Annotated in this window: 14 protein-coding genes; 9 read left to right on the top strand and 5 right to left on the bottom strand. The window is 69.8% G+C overall.

Annotation, left to right across the window (positions count from 1 at the left end; genetic code table 11):
- Positions 1-28: 28 nt before the first annotated feature.
- The 9 genes from E1269_RS07730 (at position 29) to E1269_RS33755 (ending at position 9441) form a co-directional block, all read left to right on the top strand.
- Positions 29-1333 (top strand): threonine synthase, encoded by a 1305-nt coding sequence (locus E1269_RS07730; RefSeq protein ID WP_131893067.1) that lies wholly within the window; start codon positions 29-31, stop codon positions 1331-1333.
- A gap of 134 nt (positions 1334-1467) precedes the next feature.
- The gene (locus tag E1269_RS07725) at positions 1468-2478 is read left to right on the top strand and encodes a pyridoxal-phosphate dependent enzyme (protein ID WP_162606273.1); all 1011 of its coding nucleotides are present in this window, start codon (positions 1468-1470) and stop codon (positions 2476-2478) included.
- 60 nt (positions 2479-2538) lie between these two features.
- Positions 2539-3000 carry a hypothetical protein gene (locus tag E1269_RS07720; protein WP_131893276.1) on the top strand — a complete coding sequence of 154 codons (462 nt, stop codon included), beginning with the start codon at positions 2539-2541 and terminating at the stop codon, positions 2998-3000.
- Positions 3001-3016: 16 nt separating this feature from the next.
- On the top strand, positions 3017-4243 hold the full coding sequence (locus E1269_RS07715) for an NAD(P)/FAD-dependent oxidoreductase (protein WP_131893063.1): 1227 nt from the start codon (positions 3017-3019) through the stop codon (positions 4241-4243).
- A 123-nt stretch (positions 4244-4366) separates the two neighbouring features.
- Positions 4367-5851, top strand: coding sequence for an ABC transporter substrate-binding protein (locus E1269_RS07710; protein ID WP_131893061.1), 1485 nt, complete (start codon positions 4367-4369; stop codon positions 5849-5851).
- Between the two features lie 64 nt (positions 5852-5915).
- Positions 5916-6860, top strand: a complete 945-nt coding sequence (locus E1269_RS07705) for an ABC transporter permease (RefSeq protein WP_131893059.1) — start codon at positions 5916-5918, stop codon at positions 6858-6860.
- Positions 6857-7744, top strand: a complete 888-nt coding sequence (locus E1269_RS07700) for an ABC transporter permease (RefSeq protein ID WP_131893057.1) — start codon at positions 6857-6859, stop codon at positions 7742-7744. Before E1269_RS07705 ends, E1269_RS07700 begins: the two co-directional genes overlap by 4 nt.
- 126 nt (positions 7745-7870) lie before the next feature.
- Positions 7871-9136: a cation diffusion facilitator family transporter gene (locus tag E1269_RS07695; RefSeq protein ID WP_131893055.1), complete on the top strand. Its 1266-nt coding sequence runs from the start codon at positions 7871-7873 to the stop codon at positions 9134-9136.
- A gap of 179 nt (positions 9137-9315) precedes the next feature.
- On the top strand, positions 9316-9441 hold the full coding sequence (locus tag E1269_RS33755; protein ID WP_275264104.1) for a hypothetical protein: 126 nt from the start codon (positions 9316-9318) through the stop codon (positions 9439-9441).
- A gap of 58 nt (positions 9442-9499) precedes the next feature.
- Here the strand turns inward: E1269_RS33755 and E1269_RS07685 are convergent, their stop codons facing one another.
- The 5 genes from E1269_RS07685 to E1269_RS07665 all read right to left on the bottom strand — a co-directional run.
- Positions 9500-10795: a threonine synthase gene (locus E1269_RS07685; protein ID WP_131893053.1), complete on the bottom strand. Its 1296-nt coding sequence runs from the start codon at positions 10793-10795 to the stop codon at positions 9500-9502.
- A complete protein-coding gene (locus E1269_RS07680) occupies positions 10792-11142 on the bottom strand; it encodes a cupin domain-containing protein (RefSeq protein WP_131893051.1) in 351 nt (116 codons plus the stop codon). Before E1269_RS07680 ends, E1269_RS07685 begins: the two co-directional genes overlap by 4 nt.
- 56 nt (positions 11143-11198) lie before the next feature.
- Entirely contained in the window at positions 11199-13049 is a 1851-nt protein-coding gene (locus E1269_RS07675; protein ID WP_162606272.1) for a dipeptide ABC transporter ATP-binding protein, read from the bottom strand.
- The gene (locus tag E1269_RS07670; RefSeq protein ID WP_131893047.1) at positions 13046-13957 is read right to left on the bottom strand and encodes an ABC transporter permease; all 912 of its coding nucleotides are present in this window, start codon (positions 13955-13957) and stop codon (positions 13046-13048) included. Before E1269_RS07670 ends, E1269_RS07675 begins: the two co-directional genes overlap by 4 nt.
- Positions 13954-14977: ABC transporter permease (locus tag E1269_RS07665; RefSeq protein ID WP_203433134.1), on the bottom strand; the 1024-nt coding region annotated here is incomplete at its 5' end. The genes E1269_RS07665 and E1269_RS07670, both read right to left, overlap by 4 nt.

The raw sequence follows: 14977 nt of genomic DNA, 5'->3' as shown, positions 1-14977 counted from the left end.
CTATGCCTCGCTGAAGAGGAGACCTCACGTGAGTGTTTCGGTTGCACCGCAGACCACTGGACCCGACGACGCGTCCGGCGCGGCGTCGCTGGCTGTGGCCCAGCGCTCGGTGCGCGATGCCACCATCACCTATCCGTTGTGGCCGCCGCTGACCGAGGGCTGTCCACGCTCCAGCGGCACGGAGGTCCAGTACCCGTTGGAGATCGCGTACGACCTCCAACGTGTCGATCCGACGCTGTTCGACCAGCCCGCCTTGCCCGGACTCCACCGGTGGGCACCGGTGCTGCCGCCGCTCGCCCCCGGACTCGATCTCGGCGTGGGCGGGACACCGCTCGTGCCCGTACCGGAACTGGCCCGGTTCGCGAGGTTCGACGGCGAGCTGTACATGAAGGACGAGACCCGCAACCCGACCTGGAGCCACAAGGACCGCCTCAACACGTGCGCGGTCAGCGCCGCGGTCCTCACCGGAGCTCCGGGCGTGGTCGTTGCCTCCCCCGGGAACCACGGCGCGTCGGCGGCAGCCCATGCCGCAGCCGCCGGACTACCGTGCATCGTGGTGGCGACCGCCGGCGGACCCGATGTCGGCCAGCGCTTCGTCGACTCCTACGGCGCGGCCGTCGTCGCCGTCGACCGCGACGATCGCTGGCCAGTGGTCCGCGACATCGTCGACAAGCTCGGCTTCCACCCCGTGAGCAATCTGACCATCACCCATACCGGCCACCCGTTCGGGCCGGAGGGCTACAAGACCATCGCGTTCGAGATCTTCGGTCAGCTCGGCCGGCGGGTACCGTCCGCCGTGCTGGTCCCGACCGGATACGCCGAGGCGCTGTACGGCATCTGGAAGGGGTTCGTCGAACTGCAGGCGATCGGGGTGACGTCCCGGCTGCCGCGGATGGTGGCGTGCGAGCCGGCAGCTCGCGGGCCACTGCACAAGGCCTTGCGGGAGGGATCGGACGCTACGCACGTTCCCACGAACCCCACACGCGCGTTCTCCATCGGATCGACGACCAGCGGGTACCGCGGAGTCGTGGCGATACGCGACAGCGGCGGCACCGCCATCCTGTTGACCGAGGATGAGCTGGAAGAGGCCCACCAGGCTCAGCGCCGGGCCGGCTTCTGGCACGAACTGTCCAGCGGGGCAGGACTGGCAGCCTTGCGGCAACTTTTCACCGGCGCCCGCCGCGGAGACTGGGCCGACGACGGACCCGTGGTCTTCGTCTCCACGTCCAGCGGTTTCAAGGACCACGAGGAGCACCCGCGCGAGATCACGATCTCGGCCCCGGACTGGGCCTCGGTTCGCGAGCACCTGAAGACGAAAGGCATCGCGACATGAGCCCGGCTGCGACCAGCCCGCCGGTGGCGTGCACTGTGTGCGGCGCCCGATACGAACACGAGCGCCTTGTGGTGTCGTGCATCTGCGGAGGGCTGTTGGAACTCGCCCCGCCCGCCCCTCTCACCAGCGAGCACGTGGACACGCTCGAGACCGGTCCCTGGCGCTACGCCGCTGCACTCCCCCGGGTGCCCGCCGCGGGGCGGGTCCGGCTGGGCGAGGCCCGCACTCCCCTCGTGCCGGTCCGCATCGACGGCGCCGATGCGCTGCTCAAGGCGGAGTACGCACTGCCCACCGGGAGTTACAAGGACCGCGGCTCGGCCGTTGTCGTGTCGCTCCTGCACCACGTTGGCGTCACCGAGGTGATGGACGACTCGTCGGGCAACGCGGGCGCCTCCCTCGCGGCCTACGCCGCGGCGGCCGGCATGCGGTGCGTCGTCTACGTGCCCGCCAGCAACTCGTCCGGCAAGCTCGCGCAGATCCGCGGCTACGGTGCGGAACTGCGCCCCATCGGCGGCGACCGCGCCGCGGCCATGCGCGACGCGGCGGCCGCCGACGGCGCACCCTTCTACGCCAGTCACAACAGGATGCCCGCGTTCATCGCCGGCGTGTCCACGCTCGGCTTCGAGCTCTGGGAGGACCTCGGGCACGCCGCACCCGCCGTCGTCGTCGTACCAGCCGGCCACGGGAGCCTGGTCCTGGCACTCGCACACGCCTTCCGGGCGCTGCGATCAGGCGGCTCCATCGATCGGCTCCCACGCCTGATCGCCGTGCAGGCCCAGACGCGTTCGGCGCTGTCCGCTGCCTGGTCATCGGGGCGCGACGAGGTCACCGCGCTCGACCACGGCCCGACCATCGCCGAGGGCGTGGCCGCGGTGCGTCCCTTGTACGGCGGCCAGCTGCTTCGGGCCATCCGCGAGTCCCACGGCGACGTCCTCACCGTGACCGAACACGAGATCGCGGCCGCCCTGCGTGATCTCGGCCGACTCGGCCACTACGTGGAACCGACCAGTGCCGTCGCAGTCGCGGGCTTCCGGCGGCTGGCCGGGTCGAACACCGCCACCAACGACACGGTTGTGGTGCTGACCGGCAGCGGCCTCAAGAGCGCCTGGCCGGATGCCGAAATGGGCGAAATGTTTTCAGGCTGATATTCGACAGAAATCGATAGTGCCCTAGTATCAATTAACTCGGAGTAGGCGGTGCTCGACATGACGAAACGACGAGACCTGTTCATGCTGGTTCCGGCGCCGGGGCGTGCCGACGAAGCGCTCATCCGGCTGTCCAACTGGCTGGGCGAGCTCGACGGCCATCCTGGGTATCTGGGCGGCGCGGTGCTGCGGGAGTCTGCCGGCGAGCTGCTTCCCGACACGATGGTGTTGATGCTCGAGTTCGAGTCGACGGCGGCCGCCCGGGCCCTTTGGCCGAAATTGCGCGGTTTGCAGACCCCGGTGACGCCGGACGGAGACGACCGGAATCCGCCCGACCAGGGCCGGGTGCTCTTCGAGCTGCCCGATCCCCCTGCCCTCGGCGCGAGCAACGACGACCCCGAGCCTGCCGCGCCGACCCTCGACTACAACCGGGGCGGTGGCATGCTGGCACGCCTGCTGCACGTGCACGCCGAGGCGGTCCACGAGTTTGCCGCCACCGGCGTGCCGGCTCACCAGCACTGATGCACGGGAGAATGACATGGCAGCCGAAACCGCGGACGCCGTCGTCGTCGGCGGCGGGATCACCGGCGCGAGCATAGCGTTCCACCTGGCCGCCCGCGGATTGAAACGGGTCGTCCTCTGCGAGCGCGACGCCCTGTGCTCCGGCGCCACCGGCAAGACGGCGGCGTTCGTCCAGGTCGTCGAGACATCCTGGCCCGAGGCGCGCATCACCCTGGCGAGCCTGCGCTACTACCTGCACTGGGACGAGATCGTCGGCCACGGCTCCTGCGGGTTCGAGCAGAAGGGCTACCTGCGCGTTGGAACCTCCGATCAGGAAGCCAAGGCACGTCTGCACGCCGAGCTGCTCCGCTCGTGGGGTGTCGACGTCGACATCCTCGACCAGGCGGGGGTGGCCGAGCTCGCGCCGTACCTCGACACCTCCGACGTCGCCTTCGGGATCTATCAGGCGGTCGCCGGAAACGCGTCCGCCACCGAGGCCGCGGAGGGCTTCGTGCGCCGCGCCGAACAGCTGGGTGCTCGCCTCCACGCCCGCACGCCGGTCCGAGGGATCGAGGTCACGGGTGGACGCGTCAGCGGAGTCAGGACGGACCGCGGCATCATCGCCGCTCCAGTCGTCGTCCTGGCGGCGGCCGGCTGGAACCTGGACCTGCTGAAGGAGGTGGGAGTCCGGCCTCCGGTGGCCCTCGCTCGCACCCAACTGGCGCAGTTCGCCTGGCCGGACGTGCCGAGCTCGGCGACGTTCGTCAATGTCTCGGACCAAATCCACGGCAGCTACTTCACCTGGGACGGCGTAGGCCGCCGGTTCATCGCCGGTCTGTCCGCTGACCACCGACAGGCCGTCGACGATCTCGACCACTTCGACGAGAGCGGCGACGACTCCTACGGCGAGCGTGCCGGCGAACGCCTCGTCGCGCGGCTGCCGGCGGCCGCCGCCGCTCGCCGCGGCCCCGGCTGGGCCGGGCCGGTCACGCTGACCCCGGACCGGGCGATGATCGTGGACCGGCACCCCGAGCTCACCGGACTCCACTACATCGCCGGCTGCAACGGCCGAGGCTTCAAGGGCGCACCGGCGCTGGGCCGCGCCGTCGCCGAGTGGGTCGTCGACGGGGCACCACGCACCGTCGACCTGCGCCCGTTCAGTGCCGAACGATTCACGCACGGCGGACCGTTCGAGCGAGATCTCGAGTACAGCACGGCGAGTGCGGAGTTCGACGTCCTGCTCTCCCGCACTCGCCCTGCGTAGCGGGCCACTCCACGACTGGCCGGCCGCGCTCAGCGACCTCACATCTCACGAAAGCGAGGCACGCAAGTGAGACAGCAACGCGCACGGCGGCGCACCACAGCTCTCGCGCCGATCATCGCCCTCGTGGCGACTCTGACCGCCTGCTCGGCAAGCGACGCCAGCAACGAGGCACCGGACGATGCCACCGGCCCGGAGGGCACGCTCACCATAGGCGAGAACACGTTCCCCACCGCGCTCGACGCCGACGTGGGATTCGCCGGCTACACCCTCATGGCCTACGGGATCGCCGAGTCGCTCATGCGGGTGACCCCGGACAACGAGCTGGTCCCGTGGGTGGCCGAATCTGTCGAGCAGGTCGACCCGCTGACCCTGGAGGTGACCATCCGCGACGACGTGACCTTCTGGGACGGCGAGAAGGTCGACGCCACGGCCGTCCAGCGGTCCTTGGAACGCTCGGTCACCGAGCAACCCGGGACCGACACCCTGATCCCAGCGGGGACCACGTTCGCCGCCGACGGCCAAGTCCTCACCATCACGACGCCCGAGCCCGTGGGCTCGCTCAGCAACAACCTGGCCTCCTTCAACTTCACCATCAAGAAGGTCGCCGACGACGGCTCGCTGGTCTACACGGGGCCGTACCGGTACGCGGAGTTCGTCGAGCAGACCTCCATCGTCCTCGAGGCCTACGAAGGCCATCGGACGCCCGCGGCCGTGGCGACGATCGAGGTACAGATGATCCCCGACGTCAGCGCCAGGCTCCTGGCGCTGCAAGCCGGCGACATCGACATGGCGTATGCGATGCTGCCGTCGTTGAAGCCGCAGCTGGAAGCCGCCGGGATGCAGATCCACGAGTATCCGTTCGGGCGGCAGAACGACCTCGTCTTCAACGTCAATCGCCCACCGTTCGACGACGTCGCGGTCCGGCAGGCCATCTCCCTGGCCATCGACCGCGAAGCATTGGTCGACGGCGTCCTGGCCGGCTCCGGCACGCCGGCCTACGCCCTCGCGCCCGAGGACATCGGCCTGACCGGCCTGGTGGCCACCCAGGAGTTCGACCTCGCGGAGGCAGGCGAGGTGCTCGACGCCGCCGGGTGGGTCGAAGGCGCCGACGGCATCAGGACGAAGGACGGCGACCGGCTCGCGTTCGCTCTCGGGTATTACACCTCCCGCGCCGAGCTCGAGCCCCTCGCGACGATCATCCGCGACCAGCTCACCGAGATCGGTATCGAGGTCAAGTTGGAGAGCATCGCCGACATCAACACCGCGATGGCCGAGAACGAATTCGACGCCACGCTCTACTCGTACAACGTCGCGCCCTTCGGCGAGATCGACCGAGCCATCGGCCAGCTCTACACACCGTCGAGCACCAACAACGAGCGCTACTCCAACGACGAGGTGAACGCGCTGTTCGAGCAGTACCGCACGTCGCTGGACGAGGCCGAGCGAGAGGATCTGCTCCGGCAGATCCAGGAGCTCATCGGTGCCGACGTGCCGGTCGTGTACCTGGTGAACCCCAACCAGATCGTGGCGACCGCACCGGACGTCACCGACTTCACACCGCACTTCCTCGAGAACTACAAGATCGACCCGGCGCTCGGCATCGGCTAGACCACACCCGGTGAGGCGCGGGCTTCTCGCTCGCGCCTTGCCCCTCACGGGAGGTGCGGCCACCATGACTCGGCTCATCCTCAAGCGGATCGTGCACGCCGTTCCGCTGCTGTTCCTCATCACGCTGGTCGCCTTCGCCCTCGGCAACGCCGCACCGTCCGACCCGGCCCGCATGGCTTTGGCCGCCGGCGGCACCGGCGTGCAGATCGACGAACGCGATGTGGAGCTGAAGCGGATCGAGCTGGGACTCGACCGCCCGCTGCCCGAGCGCTACCTCACCTGGCTGGGCGATCTGGTCCAGGGTGACCTCGGTGAGTCCTTCACGTCGGGCAGGTCCGTGACGGCGCTGTTCGTCGAGCGCTTTCCCGCGTCATTGATGCTGGCCGTGCTCGCAATGGTCGTCGCCATCGCCGTCGGCGTTCCACTCGGGATGGCGTCGGCCGTTCGCCCGAACGGCTTGATCGACTACTCCAGCCGGTTGCTCGCCCTGGCCTGCGTGTCGCTGCCCGCCTTCTGGATCGCTCTGATGGCCATTGCGCTGTTCGCGGCCAAGTTGCACCTGGTACCCGCGATCGGCCAGCTCACCTTCGCCGGCGCCATCCTCCCGATCCTGGTCCTCAGCCTGCGCCCACTCGGCCGCCTCATCCGGCTCATGCAGACGACCACCGCCGAGGTCCTGCGCAGCGAGCACGTCAAGGTCACCCGAGGGAAGGGACTCGGCGAGTTCGCGATCATGCGCAGACACGTGCTGCCGAACGCCATCCTGCCGATCGTCGCCGTCATCGGGCTCGATCTGGCCGTTCTGATCGCCAACTCCGCCGTCGTGGAGTGGGTGTTCGCCTGGCCCGGTGTCGGGCGTCTCGGCGTAGAGGCCGCCCTCGCCGGCGACCTTCCGGTCCTGATGGCCTTCACCGTGGTCGTCAGCGTCGTCGTGCTGCTCACGACCCTGCTGGTCGACATCACCTACGCCCTGATGGATCCGCGGATCCGCGAGGAGGTGCGCGCGTGACCACCATCTCCGTACCGGCGCCGAGCCGGCTCGCCTCCGGCTATCGGGCGCTGGGCTGGGTGGGCGTGACCTCACTGGTCACGCTGCTCGTCGTTGTCAGCGCTGTGCTGATCGGGCCGATGATCTGGACGATCGACCCCGACAAGACCGACATGGCCCGCCAGTTCGCGCCATTCAGTGCCCAGCACCCTCTGGGCACGGACGATTTCGGGCGCGACATCCTCGCCCGGCTGCTTCATGGCGGGCGACTGTCGCTCGCCGGTGCCGGGATCATCCTCGTCGGAGAGTCAGTGATCGGCATCACCGTCGGCGCCGTGGCCGGCATCGTCGGCGGGCGCGTCGACACCGTCCTGTCGCGCCTGGTCGACGCCCTGCTCGCACTGCCGTCCCTGGTGGTCGCCCTCGCCCTGGTCGGCGCGATGGGCAAATCCTTCACCAACATCATCATCGCGCTGATCATCACCGGCTGGCCCTGGTACGCCCGCGCCTACCGCGGCCTGTTCCTCCTCGAGCGGCGCCGGGAGTACGTCGAGGCGGCACGCGCCATCGGGGTGCCGCTGCCCCTGATCGTCATCAGGCACGTGCTGCCCAACGTCGCCGGCCCCCTCGTCGTTCTCCTCACCGTCAATCTCGGCGCCGCGATCCTGAATCTCACTTCGCTGTCCTTCCTCGGCCTCGGAGTCCAGGCGCCACAGTCCGAATGGGGCGCAATGGTCAACTACGGCCGCGTCTACTTCCAGACCGATCCCTGGATCATCGCCGCGCCAGGCTTGGCCATCGCGATCACCGTCGTCGCCGTGAACCTCCTGGGCGATGCGCTGCGCGATCACCTCGACCCGCGACAGGTGGCACCACGCTCCGTACTGCGGCCGCCGAAGCGCTGACGTTCGAGCGGCCCGACCTGCACGAAGCCCTTCCGCATCAGTGATGTTTCAGATAACATCGTCTGTGATGTATCACAGGCGACACGCCTGGAGTCGACGAGACGACCCGTTGGGAGAGCAGCGCAGATGGACGACCAGTCGGCGCCGAAGGTCCACGGTCACGGGCACGGCCATGGCCACGGTCACGGACGTGGCCACGACGAGCCCGGGCCGGCCTCCGGCCAGACCGAGACAGCGGACCATGGACACGGACACCTCCACGACGACGCGGCGCAGGAGGGGCACCACGACCACCCGCATCCGCATCCCCACCCGCACAAGGACGGGCACGGGCATGGGCATGGGCACGGCCACGACGGGATCAGCCTGTGGGGCCGCGTCACCCATCTGTTCAGACCGCACGCGCACGACCACACCGAGGCCATCCAGACCGCGGAGGAGGCCAGCAGCGAAGGCATCCGGGCTGCCTGGATCAGCCTCGGCGGCATGGGCGCGACCGCGGTCCTGCAGATCGTCATCGTGGCCGTCAGCGGCTCCATCGCACTGCTCGCCGACACGCTGCACAACCTCGGTCACCTGGTCACGACGATCCCGCTGGTGATCGCGTTCCGGCTGGGCCGGCGCAACCCCACGAAGAAGTACCCGTTCGGCTACCGGCGCGCCGAAGACCTCGTCGGCCTGCTCATCGCCGGTGTGATCGCCCTGTCGGCGGCCCTGATCATCTGGGAATCCGTCCACGCCCTGATCAACCCGCGCGACCTCGCGAACCTGGGCTGGGTCTTCGCCGCCGGGCTCGTTGGCGCGCTGGGCAACGAACTCGTCGCCGCCTACCGGATCCGCATCGGCCGCAAGATCGGCTCCGCCGCGCTGATCGCCGAGGGCAACCACGCCCGCGCCGACGGCTTCACCTCCATCGCCGTGGTCCTCGGCGTGATCGGCGTATGGCTGGGCTTCCCGCAAGCCGACGCCATCATCGGGCTACTCATCGCGGTCGCGATCCTGTGGATCCTCGTCGAGTCCTGCAAGTCGGTCATCCGCCGCCTCATGGACGGCGTCGAACCCGGCCTCGTCGACGAGATCCACCAGACCGCATCGGCCGTGCCGGGCGTGCACTACGTCGACGCCATCCGGGCACGGTGGAGCGGCCACCGGCTGGAGGCACAACTCACCCTCGGCATCGACGCCACACTCACCGTCGCCGACGGCCACCAGCTCGCCGAACAGACCCACCACGAGCTACTGCACACGATCCCGCACCTCAACGACGTCAGCGTGCACATCCATCCCACCTACGACGGCATCACACCCCCCGAGGCGCACGAGCTGACCCACCACCACTCCTCACCCGAAGCCCGCCGCGCCTACCAGGAAGCGCACGGCCGCACCGGCTGAGAGCGACGCAGCCGTGGGGCCGGATCCCCGGATCCGGCCCCACCTGTGTTCGGCGTCGGAACGACTGGCATAGAACCTGCCTATGTCCGAAGATACGAAGACGTGCAAGCTGGACGTCGACAGCCCGTACGTGGAGCTGGCCGCGGAGGTCTTCTCCCTCCTCTCCGACCCCACTGGGGGTGCGGATCATCCTCGCGCTGCGCGGCGAGGAGCTTTCGGTCAACCACCTGGCCGACATCGTCTTCCAGGCCGAGCACGCGCTCGGTGAGTCGGCGCACGGGCGCGCCGGCGTGACAGCCTCCTGACGTGCGACGGCCCCGCCGGCGATGCCCGGCGGGGCCGTTGTCTTCGCGCCCGGCGCCTTCAGCTGCCGATGTCGATCCCACGACCTGCCAGGACGGCGGAGACCGACGCCCAGTCCGCCCCGGTCGGGATCGGCTCGTAGCGCAGCGCGTTCTTGTCCTTGAACCCGCTGGAGGTGCAGATGCAGACGACCGGGCCTTCGAACCTCGTCCCGGCCGCCAGACTCTGCCGCAGCCCGGCGACGCCGATCACGCCGGACAGTTCCTGCCACATGCCGAAGCGGGCGAGGTCGTCCTGGGCGCGCACCATGTCCGCGTCCTCGACGCCGATCACCTCGCCGGTCGTGTGCGTCATGACGTGGGTGGCGCGGTAGCCGCCGGTGGTCGTCGCGACGGAGTAGGCGTCGGTCGGGGTGACCGGCACCGTGACGGCCGGCTGGTGTTCGCGCAGCGCCGTGGCGATGACGGCGCGACCGCCGACCTCGCAGGCGTACACGGCGGGGACGGTGCCGGCCACGCCCAGCGTCCGCAGCTCCTCGAAGCCCTTCCACACACCGTAGAGGAGTTCGCCGTAACCGGCAGGGACGTAGACCGCGGCGGGGACGCGGCGGCCCAGCTCGATGTAGAGCTCGTAGGCGATCGTCTTGTAGCCCTCGGGACCGAAGGGGTGACCGGTGTGGGTGACTGTCTGGTTGCTGACCGGTTGGAAGCCGAGCCGGTCGACGATGTCCTTCACCACACCCCACCGGGCGGCCCGCGGCACCGACAGCACCGTGGCGCCGTAGGCACCGACGAACGACTCCACCGGGGGCGGACCGCCGGTGGACATGACGACGACGCACGGGAGCCCGACGGCGGCCGACATCGCGGCCGCCGAGGCGCCGTGGTTGCCCGAGGACGCGACGACGACACCCGGCGCGCCGGACAACGCCGCGGCGCTGACGGCACACAGGTTGAGCCGGTCCTTGTGGCTCCAGGTCGGATTGCGGCTCTCGTCCTTCAGCAGCACCGGCACGTCGGTGTCGAACAGTGCCGAGGCGTCGAGCAGGGTGGTGCCGCCGATGCCGCGGACCAAGCCCGGGTGCAATGGCGGCAGCAGCGGTGCCCAGGCGGAGGCGTCGGAGGGCACGGTGTCGCGGCCGAACAGTTCGTCGACCGTGCCATCGCCGAGCGCGTCGTAGCCGAACGTCACTTCGAGCGGGTACGCGACCGTCTCGGTGCTCGACCGCGGGCAGCCAGCGACCAGCGGTGGCCACAGCGGGTACGTCAGCTCGTGGTCGTGGACGGCCCGCTGACCCGTCGCCAAAGAGGGCGACAGGTCAGCGGCGGCCGCGGCCGTCTCAGTGCTCAGGCTCATCGCTTGAGCGAGACGTAGAACGCCGTGACGGGACCGTCCTCGGACGAGCCCCAGATCGAGTGCCGGACGCCGGCCGGAATCACGAACGCCGATCCGCCCTTGATCGGGACCCGCTCCCCCGGCAGCCCCACGACCCCGGACCCGGAGATCACGTAGTAGTACTCCGGGTGCTCGTGCGCGCCGCCGAGCTCCTCGTCCGTCGGCTCCTCGGAGCGGAACTTGTAGTCGATCAATCCGCCGCGCGCACCGTAGTCGATGCCCAGCGTGTCGGCGTTGAGCAGCCGCCAGCTCGTGCGGGTCTCGTTGTCGTTGGTCTCGACGTCGTCCGGCGTGATGATCTGCAGCATCGTGCTGTCCTCTCGTGTGTGCGGTACGTGTGACGGTGAGCCTGTGGCGCATGTCGTCAGTCCCGGGCGCCTCCCTTCTCCGCGATGCCGCGCTCGGCCATGGGGTGCCAGCAGGCTGTGTCGTGGCCCGGCCCGGGCCCGAGATCCAGGAGCGCCGGGTCGTCTTCCAGGCAGGCCGGCAAGACGTGCGGGCAGCGGGGGTGGAAGGCGCACCCGGCCGGCCGGTTCCGCAACGACGGTGGCTCACCTTTGAGCAACACGCGAGCTCGCCGCTGTCCGGGTACGCGCGTGGGCACGGCCCGCACCAAGGCGTCCGTGTACGGGTGCCGTGGAGCGTCGATGACCTCCCCAGCCGGTCCCTGTTCCACGATCCGGCCCAGATACATAACGGCGACCCGGTCGCACACCCGCCGCAGCAAGGACACGTCGTGCGAGACCAGGAGGACGGCCACGTCCAGGCGACGGGCGAGGTCGGCGAGCAGCGCGACCACGCCGGCCGCGGTCTGCTCGTCCAGCATCGACACCGGCTCGTCGGCCAGCAGCACTTCAGGCTCCACGACGAGGGCCCGCGCGATCGCGACCCGTTGCCGTTCTCCGCCGCTGAGCTGGTGCGGATATCGGCCGGCGTAGTCGGACGCGGGCGTCAGGCCGGCGTTCTCCAACGCCTCCGTCACACGACGGTCTCGGTCGGCGTCGTTCGCGGCGAGATGCTGGGCGATGAGCGGCTCAGCCACAGCGTCGCGCACCCGGAGCCGCGGGTTGAGCGAGTCGTACGGATCCTGGAAGATCATCTGGACATGCCTGCGCAACGGCCGCCAGCCGGCCCGGTCGCCTCCGGCGACCTCGTGACCGGCGATGCGGATCGCCCCGCCGGCGACCTCGGTGAGCCCGACGAGAGTCGCCGCGAGCGAGCTCTTTCCGCAGCCGCTCTCCCCCGCCAGCCCGACGACCTCGCCGCGCCGCACCATGAGCGAGACGTCGCGGAGCACGGTCAGCTCGTTGGATCGGCGCAGCGCGGCCAGGCCACGGCCACCGGCGAAGCTCACCGTCAGATCGGACACCTCGAGTGCCGGCGGCGGCTCGGACTCCGGCTCGGCTGCCGGTCGCGGCGCCAGCACGCCGGCGTCGTGCGGCCGGCCCAGGACTTGCGCCGGCGTACCCTCGGCCTGGACCCGGCCCTGGTCGAGCGCGATGACGTGGTCGCACAGCTCGTTGGCCACGCCGAGGTCGTGAGTGACGACGAGCAGAGCCAGACCGAGGTCCTCCTTCGCCCGGACCAGCAGCTCCAGAACACGGTCCTGGACGATCACGTCCAGGCCGGTGGTCGGTTCGTCGGCGACGAGCACCGTCGGCTCCAGCACTGTGGCCATCGCGATCAACGTCCGTTGCCGCATCCCGCCGCTGAACTGGTGCGGGTACGACGACGTCCGGTCGGCGTGGATGCCGACCCGCTCCAGTGCCTCGTGGGCCATGGCCAAGGCCGCACGCTGGCTGACGTCACGGTGGGCGCGGACCACCTCGGCGATCTGCTGGTCGACCGCCATGACCGGATCGAGGGAGCTCATGGCCGCCTGCGGCACGAGCGCGAGATGCTCCCAACGCAGCCGCCGCCGCTGGCGCTCGGGCATCGCCAGCAGGTCGTGCCCGCCGAACTGGACCGCGCCGCTGACCGTCGCGGTGCGCGGCAGCAGGCCGAGGATGGCCTTGCCCGCTGTCGTCTTCCCGGAGCCGGACCGTCCGATCAGGCCGACGGTGTGTCCGGGCGCGACGGTGAGGTCGAGGCTCTCCACCGCCTGGCGGACCCCGTCGGCGGTCTCGTAGGTGACGGCGAGTCCGCGGACGTCCAGCACGTGGTCCGGCGCGCTGGCGGTTCCGGTCGTGAGGCCGGCGGTTACGGGGTTCGTCATGGCTGCCGCGCCTCCCATCGGTGGGCTTGGGCGGACTCGTAGGCGCGGCCGAGCAGTGACATGCACAGGACGAAGAGCATGATCGCGAGGCCGGGGAAGAATGCCCACCACCAGGTCGTGTTCAGTTCGGTCGAGGTGAACGCGTCGAACATGATCGTTCCCCAGGAGATCGAGTCCGGCGGCGCCAGCCCGAGGAAGCTCAGGCTCGCCTCGGCGATCACGGCCTCGGTGACGAGGAACAGGCCGTAGAGCATGGCCAGTGAGACCACGTTGGGTGCGATGTGCCGGTAGAGCACGCGCCGGGGACGGGCGCCGCCGACCACGGCGGCGCGGACGAACGGCCGTTGTTTCAGGCTCAGGACCTGGGCGCGGACCACCCGTGCCGTCGTCCGCCAGAACAGCGCCGCGATCGCCAGGAGCAGCACCATGTCGGACCGGCCCAGGATGCCGACCAGCACGATCGCGAACGGCAGGAACGGCAGCGCGTAGGCGCTGTCGGTGATGCGCATGAGCAGCGAGTCGACGCGGCCGCCGGCGAACCCGGCGATGAGGCCGATGTTGACGCCGATGACCACTGTCACCAGCGCGCCGGCGAAGCCCACCACCAGAGTGCGGCGGGTCCCCCAGATCACCTGGCTCAGCACGTCACGGCCGTAGCTCGTCGTGCCGAACGGATGCTCCAGGCTGGGCGGGACCGACCGCGCCAGCTCGCCGTTCGCCAGCCGCAGCCGATCGAACGGACCGTAGAGCGCGATCCACGGACCGATCAGCGCCACCAGCACGAACAGCGCGAAACCGATGAGCGCGAGCTTCGCGCCTGGCGTGTGCCACACCCGCACCAGAGCGTCACGCCCGGCGGTGACGAAGTGCCGGCCGGCGTCGCGGACGTCGGCGGTGGTCGCGCTCATGCCAGCCTCACCCTCGGGTCGAGATAGGCATAGGCGACGTCGATGACGGCGTTGACGACGATGACGGTCACCGCCGTGAGCAGGAAGATGCCCTGCATCATCGGGTAGTCGAAGTTGTTCACGGCCTCGACGACGCCGCGGCCCATGCCAGGCCACGAGAACACCGTCTCGACGATGACCTGGCCACCGATGATGTTGTCGACCAGCGTCGGCGCCAGCGTCACGACCGGCAGCGCGGCGTTGCGTGCACCGTGGCGGTAGACGATGCGCCGCCGCGGCAGGCCCTGCGCCCGGCCGAGCTCGATGAACTCCTGGTCGAGTACCTCCTTCATCGAGGCGCGCATGGTCAGCGTCGGCTCGACCAGGTAGTAGAGCACCAGGATGGTGAGCGGCAGCACGAGATGGTGCAGGAAGTCCAGCGACAGGAACCGGGCCAGCCCGTCACCGCCCTCGCCAGGCGAGAACATGCCCAGCGACGGGACCCAGCCCAGCGTCAGCCCGAACAGCGTGAGCGCCAGGGTGGACACCCAGAAGATCGGTGAAGCCTTGATGACGAACGCAGACGTCCGCACACCCTCGTCGAACCTTCGGCTCGACGTGGCTGCCAAGGCGCCGAGCCCGATACCGATGGTGGCGGCCAGCAGCACCGCTGGGACGACCAGCACGGCCGTGTTGAGCAGCCGGTCCGCCAGCACGTCGACCACCGGCACCTTGTACTGGAACGAGATCCCGAGATCACCTTGCAGCAGCGCGAGACAGTACGACAGGAACTGCTGCGGCAGCGGCTCGTCCAGGCCGTATCGCTCCCGCAGTTGCTCGGCGACCGCCGGATCCATATCCGGTCCGACGACGGCCGCCGCCGGGTCACCCGGGACGGCCCGGAACAGCAGGAACGTCAGCGGCACGAGCACCGCCAGCGTGACTAGCATCTGCACCAGCCGGCCCAGCAGGAACCGGGCGAGCGGGCGGCCCGGACCCGTCCGTCGGCGCTCTTCCGGGGCTGGCGGACCGGGGGTGGTG

Source organism: Jiangella asiatica (assembly GCF_004349065.1).
GTDB lineage: Bacteria > Actinomycetota > Actinomycetes > Jiangellales > Jiangellaceae > Jiangella > Jiangella asiatica.
This window is presented reverse-complemented; position numbering and strand designations above follow the sequence as displayed.